Origin of the sequence: Methylovulum miyakonense HT12, from assembly GCF_000384075.1 — a bacterium.
GTDB lineage: Bacteria > Pseudomonadota > Gammaproteobacteria > Methylococcales > Methylomonadaceae > Methylovulum > Methylovulum miyakonense.
The window spans coordinates 550498-565144 of record NZ_KB913025.1 but is presented as its reverse complement, the minus strand read 5'-3'; the positions used below and the strand labels follow the sequence as shown (position 1 = coordinate 565144).

At 53.5% G+C, this 14647-nt stretch carries 11 protein-coding genes; 8 read left to right on the top strand and 3 right to left on the bottom strand.

The window, feature by feature from the left end:
* The first annotated feature begins 85 nt into the window (after nt 1-85).
* The 5 genes from METMI_RS0102880 to ureG all read left to right on the top strand — a co-directional run bounded on the left by METMI_RS0102880 (nt 86) and on the right by ureG (nt 3485).
* Nucleotides 86-826 (top strand): GIY-YIG nuclease family protein, encoded by a 741-nt coding sequence (locus tag METMI_RS0102880; RefSeq protein WP_019864716.1) that lies wholly within the window; start codon nt 86-88, stop codon nt 824-826.
* Nucleotides 827-976: 150 nt separating this feature from the next.
* Complete coding sequence (locus tag METMI_RS0102875; protein WP_029151456.1) at nt 977-1510, top strand: REP-associated tyrosine transposase; 534 nt, start codon at nt 977-979, stop codon at nt 1508-1510.
* Between the two features lie 154 nt (nt 1511-1664).
* Nucleotides 1665-2096, top strand: coding sequence for an urease accessory protein UreE (gene ureE / locus METMI_RS0102870; RefSeq protein ID WP_019864714.1), 432 nt, complete (start codon nt 1665-1667; stop codon nt 2094-2096).
* On the top strand, nt 2086-2760 hold the full coding sequence (locus tag METMI_RS0102865; protein WP_019864713.1) for an urease accessory protein UreF: 675 nt from the start codon (nt 2086-2088) through the stop codon (nt 2758-2760). Before ureE ends, METMI_RS0102865 begins: the two co-directional genes overlap by 11 nt.
* Before the next feature lie 95 nt (nt 2761-2855).
* On the top strand, nt 2856-3485 hold the full coding sequence (gene ureG, locus METMI_RS0102860) for an urease accessory protein UreG (RefSeq protein WP_040572879.1): 630 nt from the start codon (nt 2856-2858) through the stop codon (nt 3483-3485).
* A 278-nt stretch (nt 3486-3763) separates the two neighbouring features.
* Here ureG and METMI_RS0102855 read toward each other — a convergent pair whose 3' ends face one another.
* The 3 genes from METMI_RS0102855 to METMI_RS0102845 all read right to left on the bottom strand — a co-directional run bounded on the left by METMI_RS0102855 (nt 3764) and on the right by METMI_RS0102845 (nt 11033).
* Nucleotides 3764-5017, bottom strand: a complete 1254-nt coding sequence (locus METMI_RS0102855) for an NAD(P)/FAD-dependent oxidoreductase (RefSeq protein WP_019864711.1) — start codon at nt 5015-5017, stop codon at nt 3764-3766.
* A gap of 170 nt (nt 5018-5187) precedes the next feature.
* Nucleotides 5188-9174, bottom strand: a complete 3987-nt coding sequence (locus METMI_RS0102850) for a translocation/assembly module TamB domain-containing protein (RefSeq protein WP_019864709.1) — start codon at nt 9172-9174, stop codon at nt 5188-5190.
* A complete protein-coding gene (locus METMI_RS0102845) occupies nt 9174-11033 on the bottom strand; it encodes an autotransporter assembly complex protein TamA (RefSeq protein WP_198007883.1) in 1860 nt (619 codons plus the stop codon). Before METMI_RS0102845 ends, METMI_RS0102850 begins: the two co-directional genes overlap by 1 nt.
* Before the next feature lie 503 nt (nt 11034-11536).
* Between METMI_RS0102845 and METMI_RS0102840 the strand changes: the two genes are divergently transcribed.
* The 3 genes from METMI_RS0102840 (at nt 11537) to METMI_RS0102825 (ending at nt 14634) form a co-directional block, all read left to right on the top strand.
* Nucleotides 11537-12604 (top strand): ABC transporter substrate-binding protein, encoded by a 1068-nt coding sequence (locus METMI_RS0102840; protein ID WP_019864707.1) that lies wholly within the window; start codon nt 11537-11539, stop codon nt 12602-12604.
* A gap of 300 nt (nt 12605-12904) precedes the next feature.
* Nucleotides 12905-13864, top strand: a complete 960-nt coding sequence (locus tag METMI_RS0102830) for an ABC transporter permease (protein ID WP_019864705.1) — start codon at nt 12905-12907, stop codon at nt 13862-13864.
* Entirely contained in the window at nt 13858-14634 is a 777-nt protein-coding gene (locus METMI_RS0102825) for an ABC transporter ATP-binding protein (RefSeq protein ID WP_019864704.1), read from the top strand. Before METMI_RS0102830 ends, METMI_RS0102825 begins: the two co-directional genes overlap by 7 nt.
* Nucleotides 14635-14647 lie beyond the last annotated feature (13 nt).

Here is a 14647-nt window from a genome sequence, read left to right as displayed (position 1 = left end):
TGGGGTCAATGCGGTAGGTTGAGTTAGACATTTTGTCGGGTTACGCTACGGCTAACCCGACCTACGAACTTCAACGAGTATTTTAATGGCTATTGATAAGCAGAAAATTATTTCGGAAATTATACGAACCGCGAAAGAAAACGGCGGTATTGCGCTTGGGATGACGAGGTTCGAGCAGGAAACTGGGATACGGAAAAGTGATTGGGAGGCCAAATATTGGACAAAATGGTCGGATGCACTGATAGAGGCGGGCTACTCGCCGAACCAATTTGGCGCTCCTGCATGTGACAAAGAATTGGTATTAGTTAAACTTGCTGAATTAACTCGAGTATTTGGTCATTACCCAAATAAAAACGAAATTAAAATGCGAAAGCGAGGGGACAGCTCTATACCAACTGACGTAACAATCCGAAGACTATTTGGAAATAAATATTCCGCAGTAAATGTTCTTCTTTCTTTTGTAAAAAATGATCCTGTATGGTCTGATCTAATAGAAACTCTAGAAAATGAGTTGGAACGCATCATGCCGGAGAGCAACGTAGTTGCTGACGATACATTAAAAATCGGCTATGTGTACTTGATGCAGCACGGAAATCGAAACGAATACAAAATTGGATATACATACGACGCAATACGAAGGGAAGGCGAGATAAAAATACAGCTACCTGAGCGCGTCAATCCAATCCACTATATTGAAACTGATGACCCTTCTGGCATAGAAGCCTATTGGCATAGGCGATTCTCCCAGAAGCGAAAAAATGGCGAATGGTTTGAGTTGTCAAAATTGGATGTTAGAGCATTCAAACGTTGGAGAAAAATCTATTAAACCCTTTTCCGCTAGTTCCCAAGCTCCAGCTTGGGAGCTCAAGTCCGGGAAGCTCTAGCTTCGGGAACACGGGAAGCTGGAGCTTGGGAACGAGCCGATGGATGGGCTAACACAAATCCAAGCTAACCAAGCCGTTGAGAAAACACCATTATGCCCAGAAGCCGCTACCGCGTCCTCAGCAATCCATGCCCGCATTTTATGACAGCCACCGTCAACCACTGGCTGCCGTTGTTTACCCGCCCGGAAACGGTGGGCATCGTGTTGGATTCCTGGCGTTTTTTACAACGGGAATCAGGCTTTCAGCTTTATGGCTATGTCATCCTTGAAAACCACTTGCATCTGATCGCCGCGTCGGAAAATCTAAGCCACGATATGCAGCGGTTCAAATCGTATACGGCGAAGCAAATTATCGCGCATTTGGAACAACGCGGTGCGGTGAAGCTGTTGGAACTGTTGGCTTTTTTCAAACGCGCCCATAAGCAAGATACAGATTATCAGGTTTGGGAAGAAGGCAATCATCCACAACTCATTGAATCTGAAACAGTGATGCGGCAAAAGTTGGATTACATCCATCAAAATCCGGTGAAACGAGGCTATGTGGATCAGCCGGAACATTGGCGGTATTCCAGTGCGCGGAATTATGCGGGGCAAACGGGTTTGATTGAGGTGGTGCGAGCTTGGTAAGCTATTTTAGATTCGATCCCAAACTTCATTGGTTACTCAAATCTGCGAAGCTCTAGCTTCGAGAATACTGGAAGCTAGAGCTTCCGAAACTGCGTTCCCAAGCTGGAGTTTGGGAACGAGCATATACTTTACTGATTAATTGACTTAACTAACTATGCTAAAACTCACCGAACTCGCCCCCGCCGATACCCAAGCCGACGATAGCTTGACCTTACCCTTCGAATCCCGCCAAAAAAGCCGCTTGCCTGCCCTGACTGATGGCGGCGTAAAAGTCGGTTTGTTTTTGCAGCGCGGCAATTATTTGCGCTCCGGCACGATACTGACGGGCAACGAAAAATTCAAAGTCCTGATAAAAGCCGCGCCGGAAACTTTGTCGGTCGTCCGCACCGATGATCCTTTGCTGTTCGCGCGGGTGTGTTATCACCTTGGCAACCGCCATATTGCATTGCAAATCTTGCCCGGCGAATTGCGGTTTTTGAGCGACCACGTCCTCGATCACATGGTCGAAGGTTTAGGCTTAAGCGTCAGCCATGAAGATTTGCCTTTCGAACCCGAAGCAGGCGCGTACCAGCATCATGGGCACTGATCTTAGCCTTTTGCGCTTGCTGCAACTGGTCAGCCCTGGCTTGCCGATTGGCATGTACAGCTATTCGCAAGGGCTGGAGCGGGCGGTGGACGATGGTTGGGTCAGCACACCTGATGCCGCCCGCGAATGGATAGGCGGCGTGTTGCAGACCAGCATGACGCGCGTGGATGTGCCGATTTTGTTGCGTTTGTTGAGCGCATGGCAAAACCAAGACCTCGCGGCGGTGACACACTGGAGCCAAACCCTAACTGCCTGCCGAGAAACCAGCGAACTGCGCGCTGAAGACCGCCAAACCGGACAGGCGTTGGCGAAATTGCTGGTGAAATTGGATATGCCGGAAGCCCAAGCGTGGCAACGTCAATCGGAAGCGACCTTGGCAACCGTGTTCAGTCTCGCTGCTGTACGTTGGGGCATAGACCCGCGCCTTGCCGCGATGGGTTATGTCTGGGGCTGGTTAGAAAACCAAGTGTTATGCGCCGTCAAACTTGTTCCTTTGGGACAGGTCGCCGGACAGCAATTATTGCAAGCCTTGGCGGCGCAAATTCCTGCGCAAGTCGATGCGGCGATGTCGCTGGATGATGACGATATTGGCGGCAGTGCGTTCGGTTTGGCTTTGGCGAGTAGCCGCCATGAAATGCAGTATTCGCGGTTGTTCCGGTCTTGAATAGTAATGTAGGGTGGGCACGCTGTTCTGCCCACCTTTTTTGGTAAATGTTGGTGGGCAGAAAAGCGTTGCCCACCCTACAAAAGGAAAATCCCATGAATGACAAATCTGTATTAAGGGTCGGAATCGGCGGCCCGGTCGGTTCCGGTAAAACCGCGTTGGTGGATGCCTTGTGCAAACGGATGCGCGACAATTTTGAAATTGCGGTGGTGACTAACGACATCTACACCCGCGAAGACCAGCAATTTTTAATCCGCAGCCAAGCGCTGCCGGAAGAGCGGATTTTGGGCGTGGAAACGGGTGGCTGCCCGCATACCGCCATCCGCGAGGATGCGTCGATGAATTTGGCGGCGGTGGATGAGTTGTGCGAGCGTTGGGATAACCTGGATTTTATTATGGTGGAAAGTGGCGGCGATAACCTCAGCGCGACGTTTAGCCCGGAATTGGCGGATTTGACCATTTACGTGATTGACGTTTCAGCGGGCGACAAAATCCCCCGCAAAGGCGGCCCCGGCATCACCCGTTCGGATTTGTTGGTGATTAATAAGATTGATCTTGCGCCTTATGTTGGCGCGTCGTTGGACGTGATGGACAGGGATGCCAAGAAAATGCGTGGCGAACGTCCGTTTGTATTCAGTAATTTAAAAACCGGAACGGGCTTGGCGGATATTGAGGCGTTTATTATCCGGGCAGGGATGTTGGACGTGACGCTTGGGCATGGCTGATAGCCATTATTGGACGTCCAGTAGCCAGTCAAGCGTTTTGCCGGTCATCGAAGATTCTGACCCTCAGGCCAAGGTTATAGCAAGCGGTTTCCCAAAATTTGACGTTTTCGATGGGGGCGGGAAGGGAAGAGTATGGCCTCTTTTAGCGTTAGGGCAATGGCATACAGGGCGTACAGCACACTGATGGTGATTAAAGCGATAATGAGGCAGTGCATGACAATACCTTAGGTTTTGGGATAGGCCTTTCGGGTTTTAGAAACCTGAAAGGCCTTGGTCTTTTATGGCTCGCTCACAAACTTCTTCGCATAAGATTCCAGATGCGGAATATCAATGCGGTAACCTTTAATCATCAAATGCCAATACAGCCAGGGGAAGCCCGTGGTTTTCCCCCACCACCAGATCGGGCGGTTGGCGCGTGGATCCAGCCATGGGAAAGACGGCGTCACTTTGCCGCCATAAGAAAATTCCGCCAGCATGACGGTGTTCAAGGAAGTGGTCAACGGGCAGGAGCCATAACCATCGTAGCCTTCCACGACCGTTTTGCTGTCAATCAGGCCAAGGATGTTGTCAACCACCACCGGTACTTGTTTGCGTACGGCAGCGGCGGTTTTGGCGTTGCTGGTCGCCGCGACATCGCCCAGGCTGAAAATGTTCGGGTATTTGCTGTGTTGCAAACTTTTGTCGTTGACATCCACCCAACCTGCGGCATTTGCCAAGGGGCTTTGCTTGATAAAATCCGGTGCGCTTTGTGGCGGCGTGACGTGGATCATGTCAAAGGCTTTGGTGACACGCTCCTTGTTGCCGTTGCTGTCGCTCACTTCGAACGTCGCCATTTTGGCGTCGCCGTCTATCCCGACCAAATTATGGTTGAACGAGGTGGTGATGCCGTAATCGGCAACGACCTTGCTTAAGGCCTTGGCGAAGAAAGGCACGCCAAACAACGCCGGCCCTGCGTTGAGGAATTCGATGGTGAACTTGTCCAGTATGCCTTTTTTGCGGAAACGGTCCGCCGCCAAGTACATGATCTTTTGCGGCGCACCTGCACATTTGATCGGCATGGGCGGTTGCGTGAACAAGGCGATGCCGGATTGCATGTTTTGGATGCATTCCCAGGTGTATTCAACGGTTTCCGGCGAATAATTGCTGCACACTTGGTTTTTGCCGATGGTTTCTTTCAAGCCTTGGATTTTGCCCCAATCCAATTGCAGGCCTGGGCAAACGACCAGATAGTCATAGCCGACCACGTCACCGGAGCGTAGGGTGACGGTGTTGTCTTCGGGTTGGAAGGTGTCGGCGTAATCCTTAATCCATGTGACCGAAGGGTGGATTAAGTCCGCTTCCTTGCGCATGGTTTGTTTCAGGGTGTAAGCGCCCCCGCCAACGATAGTGAAACCGGGTTGGTAGTAGTGGGTTTCCGCTGGTTCGATAAGGGTAATGTCGATAGTTTTGTTTTGCCTGCGCATGTTATTGGCGACCGAAACGCCCGCCGCGCCGCCGCCAATGATCAGGACAGTGGAATGTTGTTGAGTCATAAACCCTCCAGGTTGATTTAATAGGTTCTTGTAATGATGGAATATCGGCAAAATTAACGAAAACTTCCGGCTAGTGGTTGGCGGATGTTTTCATGGGGGAAGCATTTTTCCGCGCCTACTTTTGAACTAAAATTAAGGCTAAGTCAAGCAATTAAGCAGCCGCCAAGCCTTCAATATTCAAACTGGTAAATGATCCCCAGGCTGTTTGGGTTGGCATTTTTATTAGTCGCCGCATTGGCGCCGACAGCGGCTTCCAGCTTGATATGTTTGGTCAAGTCGATTTGTATCATCGCTTGCGGGCCGCCACTGAGGCCTTGCCGTGTGCCAAGGTAAACGCCAGGGACGACATAACTGCCGGCTTCGACCGAGGTTTTTTTGCCGCCGACAGTCAGGCGGTCTAGCCCCAAGGTTTTACGGACATTGTCGAGGGGGTCACCCATGCCGGAAGTCGCCCCGCTCAGCGTCGCCACGGCAGAGCCTATTTGTAAAATCTCCAAGACACTCAAACTGCTGGCACTGCGGCTAAACAAGAGGCGGGCGAGGATTTCATCTTGTGGAAGGTCAGGGACGCTGCTTAAGGTGATTTTCGGTTTGTTGGCGGAACCCGCGATGGTCAGCGTCGCGGTGATATTGTCGCTACTGGTGCTGGCGACAAAATTCAGTGACGGGTCGGTCAAGCGGCCATTGTCGAAGCCGACTTTGCCTTCAGAAAAGGCCAGCGTTTTTCCGCCTAGCGTATATTGGCCGCGCCGCAATTTAAAACCACCGTCCGCCCTAGGTCTGCCTGCTGTGCCACGGACGCCGACGGTGCCGTCCAACTCGGCATCCACGCCACGCCCACGCACAAAAATCTGGCCTGGGGAGGAGATGATCAGGTTCAGTTTAATGGCAGATTCCCTGATGGCGGGCGGCGGTGCCGGGCTTCCTTTGGGTGTTTCCAATTTGAGCACGGCGATGTTGGCAGGGAGATATTCCGGGATGCGGATATCGGCACGGTTGATTTTGATGACCCCAAGCAACAGCAAATCTTCTGAAACCAAGCCGCGCAAGGTCAAATCGGCATTGATATCCGCAGTCAGGCGGTCACTCGCCAGGGGCTTGGCATTCCTTGCAATGATGGCCAGATTGATTGGCATCCCTTCCTTAAGCACGTCAATCGTCCCTTTGGCCGAAACCGTGCCGTTACCCGCTTCCCCTTGGAGTTTGTCAATCACTAACTGCCCCCCATTGGCCGTGATGAGACCGTTGATGTCGGTCAGGTTGGCACCGATAGCGTAGTCGCGTACTTCCACTTTTGTTAGCACGGCGGTTCCGGTTAACTTGGGTTCGGAAAGGTTGCCTGCTACCCCGGCATTGATGGCAATCTGCCCGCGCGCCCGTCGGCCATTTGAGGTCAGTAAGGGATCGAGGAGCTTTAGCTCGATGCGGCCTGTGGCGTGCAAATCCAAGATACCCCCGGCATGGAGCGGGGCGAACCCTGACAGATTCAGGACGGCATTTTCGCCCGCAGTGAATTTGGCTTGGATTTGGGCATTAGTGCCGTCCAATTCTGCTGCCGCGTTAAATTGTGCGGGAGGCAGGGCGTTGCCGTTAGCCGACAACAGACGCATGCCCGAACCATTGGCGGTAACCGTACCGCTGGGTTTTGCGAGGGGGCCACGAAGTTTGGCATCCGCATTGATGATGCCGGAAGCTTTTAGGTCTGGTGCCAACCCGTTAAGCGCAGCAAGGGGAAACTGGTGCAAACTTGCGGTGATGTCCAGGGTAGGGCTGATTTGTCCGTCAGCCTGCAATATGGCGTCTTCCAAACCGAGGCGCAAATGCCTGACAGCCACCGCGTCGGGCCAGCTGATAGTGGCCGGTGCCAGCAAGCGCAGGGTTTGTCCTTTCCAAACCGCATCCAGCCCATTGACTTCAAGCGCGTTGGCGTTTGCGGAAAACAAGGCGTTGGCGTCTAATTTAAGCGGTTTGCCCGCCAGATTATCAATATCCGCTGACAGTTGTAAGGCCAACTGTTCAAGAGTGCCGTTGAAATCCAGTTTCCCCGCCCCTGTCAGGGCATCCATAGCAAGCCCGTCAAGATTGAGCTGCCCTTCCATATTAGGTTTGTTCACTGGGTCACGGATGGCCAAGGTGAGCTGTGCTTGGTTTATCTGGGTGTTGGCGGCCAGGCTTATGTTTTGGGCATCAAGATCCAGATAGGCATACGGTTGCTGGCCAATGTATGTGGTTTTTAGGGTGGCGGCGAGGTTTCCCGATAAGGGTTGGCCGGCAAAAACGCTGAAATCTTCCAGGCGTTTTACCGTCAAGGCCAATGATCCGCTGGGCCATGGGCTTTGGTGTGCCAGTAGCATAGTGCCCTGTGTATGTAGGCTTTTCCAGTCAGCGCGGCTTATGTTGAATTGGAGGGATTGGTCTTTTTGCGGCTTTACGTCCATCGCTATGTCAACAGGCGAGCCCGCCAATACGGTATTGGCGTTGAACTGCCCAATGGGCAGATGGGGCAAATGTTCCACCTTAAGTTTCGCGGTCACGGGTTTGCGGGGGAATGGCCGCGTTGCCAATTCGCCAGCCACATCGGCCATCACCGTGAAGTCATCCAACGGGCCGTTGATTTGCCCGTGTGCCATCAATTGGCCGCTGGTTTTTGCTGAGACCACGCTCAAGTCATTGGCTCCAATTTGCCAGTTAAACTTGGCGACCCGGGCTTTGAGCGTACCGTCCGCTTGCAGGTTTATAGCCTTGCCGTTAAGTTGGCATCGCGACAAGACCATGTCCGATCCGTTTATAACTAGGTTGGCGCCGACTTCAACTAAACTGCCCAGCAGTTTCACGAGGGCAGGGTCACCGCCGGTAATGGCCAATCGGCCATCCACAGCGACATCGGTGGCTGGGCCATGTTGGTCCGCCGTTAATTTCAGCGTGCTGTTACCGGCCAAATTTAAGCCCGCCAACAAGGCCAGCGGTTTTAAGTCAGGCAGGTTCACCACCATTTGGATGTTTGCCGGGGTTGCCGTGATGGCATCACCCGTGATGTTGAATAAGGGATGTTGCAGTTTGAACTTTACGGGACGCTGTGTTTGGTCTAGGCGGATACTGGATTGCAGGGTCAAGGGTTGTGCTTGCAAGAGGTCTTTCGATGGGTTTGCAAGGGTCAATTTGCTCAGTTCACTGGTCAATTCAAGCCGGCCAGTATCGCCTTGGACGGACAGGTTGATATGCCCAATCCCGGTATTGGCAAGGCGCAAGCCTTTTAGGTCGATATTGCCATGGATGCTGGGTTTGCTGAGCAAGCCTTGTAGTGTGCCTTCCACGCTTAGGTATTGCCAAGCCAAGTTGGCATGGGCTTGCATGGCTGGTGCTGTGGCGGATATTTGCCAATCGGCTTGTTGGGTTTGCGCATCCAGGGTGCCCCGTAACGCGCCTTTCAGTTTCCCCCACGTCAGGTTGCCTTGGGTTTTCAGGGCGGATAAGGGGCCGTCAATGTTTGCGTCCATTGATAGTGGTTTGGACTCCTTAAGTCCGGCTAGTGCCGCCAGCAAGCCTTGGGCAGGCTCTTCTAAGGACACCCGGGCGTGGATGCCGATTTTGTCAAACTGGCCGCTTACCGTGTAGTTTCCGGCATTTTGCAAATCCCGGAGGGACAGCCCTAAGATGCCCTCCGATAACGAGGCCAAATTCGCATAGCCATCCAGCTTCATAATAATGGCTTGGCCCGTAAGCGCCGATAAATCCAGCTGTCCGATATGGAGGTTGTGCAGGTTAATGGCAAGCGGCAATGATACCGGCCCGGATGGCGGTTTGTCGGTTTTTGCCAAAGGTGACGGGACAAAGCCAATGCGCCCGGCCTGCACTAGCCCGATGTCGGCGACGCCGGACAGCAATTGCCATGGGTTCCAGTCCAGCACGAGGCCGTCGATGGTTAGCACACCGTTTTCATCTTGCCAGACGATGCGCCCAACCTCTAGTTGCTCAGGAAAATGCCCGCCAAGTCCAGTTACGGTGAGTTGGTTGGCCGTTAAGGACGACAGGCTATCGGTGATGAAAAGGCGCCCGTTTGGGGTGTTGGCGGCGACGGCCAGCAATATGCCGCATAGCAACGGCAAACCAAATAGCAGGATAATCCCTAGCGTAAGCCAGCGTGGTGTTTTGTCCATCAGAATGCCTGCCCGAGACCGATATAAATCTCAAATGAGCCGCTATTGGATTGCTGGTTGACGGGCAACGCAAAATCCAGGCGCAGGGGGCCGAAACCGGTGTAATAACGTGCGCCTATCCCTGCGCCTATACGCCAGTCACCGGATGCCAACAAGGTGTCGGGGCTGACTTGTCCGGCATCGGTGAAAGCGACGATGCCGTAGTTTTCGAGTATGCGCTGGCGGTATTCGACCGTCGCCGTGGCAATGGCCTTACCCCCTTGCGGGTCACCATCAGCGAATTGCGGGCCTATGGATTGGTAGCGGTAACCACGTACGGTGTTGCTGCCACCGGCATAAAAGCGTTTGTCAGGCGGCAGGTCAAAACGCCCCGCGCCTTCGATGCTCCCCAACAGCCCCCGCAACGCCAGCACGCTACGGCCTTCGGTATGCCAATCAAAGTAAGTCGAAGCGGACAGTTGGATGACGACGAAGCCGCGAATTTCGGAACCGGTCAAGGCGCCTACGGGGGTGATTGACGGCGTTATGATGCTGCCCTTAGTGGGGTCCAATAAGCTGTTGGTGCTGTCATATTTCAAACTGGCGGGGATGCTGAGCAAGGTGTAATCGTGGGTTTCGTTTTGCTGGGTGATTCTCGATTGCTCAGGCCCCAAGCCGATGCTGCCCGTCCAAAATGGTGAAAATTTGCGGGTTAACAGCACTTCCCCTAAGAGGGCGTCTTGGTCATAGGTGACCAGGCTTTGTCTGATCGCCGCCAAATTGGTATGCAGGGTTTGGTCGGCATGCAGAAAATCGGGTTTCATAAAATTCACGGCGACGTTGTAACCAATCCCGGTTGTGCTATTGCCGCCAATCTGGGTGACTCCGGCCGTCAGCGTGAGTTGTTCGCCGCCACCCAGCAAATTGTGGTGTTGCCAGTAACTGGAAAAACTGGCGCCCAAATCGGTTGAATAAGCCGCACCCAGTTGTGTGGTATGGCGCAAGCGTTCACTGACCATAAAGGTGACCGGCAACTGTTGTTGCGCATCCAGGTTCTTGCCAAGGCGGGTGCGGACGGATGAGAACACGCCGGTGTTTTGCAGTTCCTGGCGGTTTTTCTCAATGCTTGAGGGTTTAAACGGCTCCCCTTTGGCAATTTGTAAATGGCGGCCAACAAACCCCGGGTCAACTTTTTGCAAGCCTTTGACGGACACCTGCCCTAAGGTTATCGGCTTGCCCGTGACGACATGGTAAGTCACATCCAGCTCATGGGTTTCCGGCAGCAGTTTCGCGATAGGTTCGTCCACTTTTGCCAAAGCATAGCCATGCTCCTGCAAGGCCAGCAGCAATTTTTCCCGTGCCTGTTGGATATCGGCGGCCCGTGCCGGGGCTTTGGCTTTCAGTTCTAGCCATTGCCTGGCTTCTGCGGGAACCTCGCCATCCAGGATCAATGTCCGCACATGGTACAGTGCACCTAGGTCGAAGTTGATTTGCACAGGGATCGGTGGCTGTGCGGGGGAATATTCTATGGTATCGTACAGGCCGCGGTCATCCAGAGGCCGATTGGCTATGCGTATCTGTACTTTGCCCTGATAATAGCCCAGACTTTGCAAGGCGATGGTGAAGCGTTCGACATCGGCGCGGGCGCGTGCGACCAGCGCGAACGGGCCTACGGGGGCGGCTTCATTGAGGCTGATCAGCGTGCAAGACTCTTTAAGCATTTGGTCGAGTTCAGCGTCACCCGTTTTGGCAATTGCCACGGTATAAGGCTGCGGGTCGGCGGCATGGGCCGCAGCCACCATCATCATTAACGCCAAGCACATACCTAAGTGCCGTCGCCAACCGATGCGCTCAACTTGAAAAATGGGCATTGTTTTCATAGCACGGTCATGCGGTGTTTGTTTCATGCGGTGTTTGTTTAAGGTAACATCATAGTACTTTTTTACGATGTTGTTGGCTTGCCAAAGTCAGCAATTTTCATTATGACACTCAGCAAAGTAGGCTGGGGTGACGCAAGGAACCCCAGCAGAGTGGCTGGTGGTGCTGGGATTGCGCTATCGCTTCATCCCAGCCTACGACACTTGCCAAGGTGGGGAGTTTGCTGGGGAATATAGATAATAAAACGATAAAACCCGCTGATATTCCCAGTTATCCACATATTCTGTGGATAACTTTGTTGAAAATCACCAAAAATGTAGCATAATTGCTTGAAATTGTTAGCAATGACTTAGATTGTCCAATTTATTACCAAATTGTGAACCCGGTCAACGTGCCGGGTCTACGCCGTATGCGGCAGCCCAAAAACACCGTAGGCCGTGCATCAACCCCAAGCCTGAAGCCACGCACAGCATACCTTAATTGACTTGCCACCACGCTAAATACCATGACCGCACCCTTACAACGTTTAGGCTTTTCCCTGTCTTTGATTATTCTCGCCGCTGCGGTTTTGCTGTGGTCAGACCGGCATAACCGTGATGCCGGGGCGGCTTTAGAAAACCCGGCAAACCGTATCCCGATTGCCATTTTACAGCACAGCTCCAATCCGATGATGGACGAAATCCGCCAAGGCGTGTTGGATGGCTTGCATAGCCAAGGCTACGACGACGGGCACAAGGTGGCGATCAGTTTTTATAACGCCGAGAATGACTTGTCCACTGGCAACCTGATTGCGCAAAAAATTGTCGGTGGCGATTATAAGCTGGCGGTCACCATTTCCACGGTCATGCTCCAGGCCGTAAGCAACGCCAACCGCGCCGCGCATATCCCGCATGTGTTCGGTGCGGTCACCTCGCCCGTGACTTCGGGGGTGGGCATCAAGGCTTTGGATAGCCTGGACAAACCTGCGTACATGACGGGCATCGGCACACCGCAACCCGTCACGGAGATTTTCCGTTTGGCGAAACACATCAATCCGGCCTTAAAAACCGTGGGCGTGGTCTGGAACCCCGCCGAAACCAATTCGGAATACTGCACCCGCTTAGCCCGCGCCATATCCGAAAAACTCGGCATCACCTTGCTGGAAGCGTCGATTGAACAAAGCAAAGACGTGCGCGAAGCCGCCGAATCGCTGGTGGCGCGGGGTGCGCAAGCGTTTTGGACGGGCGGCGATTCGTCGGTGAACGCCACGGTGGAAAGTTTGACCCAAGTCGCCAAAGCGGCAAGAATCCCCGTGTTTTCCAATATCACCGGACATACGCAGCGCGGCTCGCTGTTTGATTTTGGTGCGGATTATCACGAAGTCGGTGCGGAAATCGGGCGTATCGCGGGTACGGTGTTGGCGGGCGCTGATCCGGCGCAAATGCCCGTTAAGGCCTTTGTCCCCAAACGTATCCAACTGAACGAGAAAGCCCGTAGCGGCTTGCGTGATGCGTGGGTGTTTGGCGAGGATTTATACCGCGAAGCGGGCGTGATTATCCAGTTGGATGGGACGGAGAAGAAGGTCGTGCATTAAAACCATCCCCACGCCGGAGCGCCACTGCCCACAGTTAATGATTTAATGTAATTTAAACAATGCACATTACGAATTAGTAGATGCTCTCTGACACAATCGTAACCACATGAATATTAATATTTCGCTGGTTACCAAGCTCTGGCTTGGCAACCCAAGTCTCAGAAGCTCTAGCTTCGAGAATAACAGGAAGCAAGAGCTTCCCATACCGCATTCCCAAGCCGCAGCTTGGGAACGAGAAATTTTTTTCGTGCTTTTCGTGGACAAAATTCATACCTCCAAAATTAACCCCAACAAAAAACCATGACCCTACTCATCGGCGCATTAACCCTAGGTATTATCCTATCCCTGCTGGCCTTGGGCGTGTACATTTCCTACCGTATTTTCGACATTGCCGACATCACCGTCGATGGCTCCTTGACCTTTGGCGCGGCGGTCACGGGCGTGTTGTTGGTCAATTACGGTGTGCATCCTTTCTATGCAACATTGGCGGGATTTGTGGCGGGCTTGATCGCCGGAACCGTCACCGGGATTTTGCAAACCACGTTCCGCATCAACCCCTTGCTGTCCGGCATTTTGGTGATGTCCGGCTTGTATTCGGTCAACTTGCATGTCATGGGGCGCAGCAATATCCCGTTTTTGGGGGTGGCGACCTTGTCTAGCTATTGCGAACAGCTGGGCGCGTCTTGGTTTGGCGCGGCGACGACGAATTTAGGGGGATGGACAGTGTCCAGCGCGGATACCACCATGCTGATGCTGATGTTTGCGCTGGTCAGCGGCATCGCGCTGGTTTTATGGGCTTTTTTCCGCACGGATTTGGGCACGGCGATGCGGGCGACGGGCGACAACCCGCAAATGGTCAAAGCCTTGGGCGGCAATGTCGCGCTTTACCGTTTGTTCGGGCTGGCCTTGGCGAACGGTCTAGTGGCCTTGGCCGGGAGCTTATGGGCGCAATACCAAAATTTTGCCGACGTGCAAATGGGCATCGGCATGATTGTCTGGGGCTTGGCCAGCGTCATCATCGGTGAGGCCTTGACTGGTGCGGCAGGGGTCGGGCTCGCCATCGTCGGGGCCATCATCGGCTCGGTGCTGTTCCGGGAATTGGTCGCGATTGCCTTGTCGTTTGGCCTTAACCCCAATGATTTGAAACTCATCACCGCCGTGTTCGTGTTCGCGGCCTTAGTCCTGCCTGATCTGGCCAGAAAACTTACTGTCCGCGCCAACCGTAAACGGACGAAAAACGCACGGCCCCGACCATGTTAAAATTAACCGATGTCGAAAAAACCTTCCACGCCAACACGGCCAACGAAGTCCGGCCCCTGCGCGGCATCACCTTGGACATAGGCGAAGGCGCGTTCGTCATCGTTTTGGGCGGCAACGGTTCCGGCAAATCGACTTTGCTCAACGCCTTGGCGGGCAGTTTCGAGATTGATTCGGGACGTATCGAATTGGACGGCCAAGACCTTGGTGATTGGTCCGAACACCGCCGCGCCGCGTGGATAGGCCGCGTCTTCCAAAACCCGTTTTCCGGCACGGCGTCGGGCATGTCGATACTCGACAACTTTTCGCTGGCGGCCAAACGCGGCAAACTGCGCGGTTTGGCGTGGGCGCAATCGCGGAAATTGCGCCAGGAATTGCAAGGGCGTGTCCGCGAACTGGATATGGGGCTGGAAACGCGTTTGGACAGCCCGATAGGCCTGCTCTCCGGCGGGCAACGCCAAGCCCTGACATTGCTGATGGCGACCTGGCTGAAGCCTAAACTGTTATTGCTGGACGAACACACCGCCGCCCTAGACCCGAAAAGCGCCGATCAAGTGCTGGCCTTGACCGAACGGGTCATCGCCGACGCGAAGCTGACCACCTTGATGGTCACGCATTCCATGCAGCAAGCCGTCCAATACGGCGACCGCATCGTCATGATGCACGGCGGCAGGGTGTTGCATGATTTTGGTTATGAACAGAAGCAACAACTACAAGTGGATGATTTGCTGGCGTGTTTCCATAATGCCAGGCAGGATGAGTGGTTGGATTGATTTGGGATTGTCC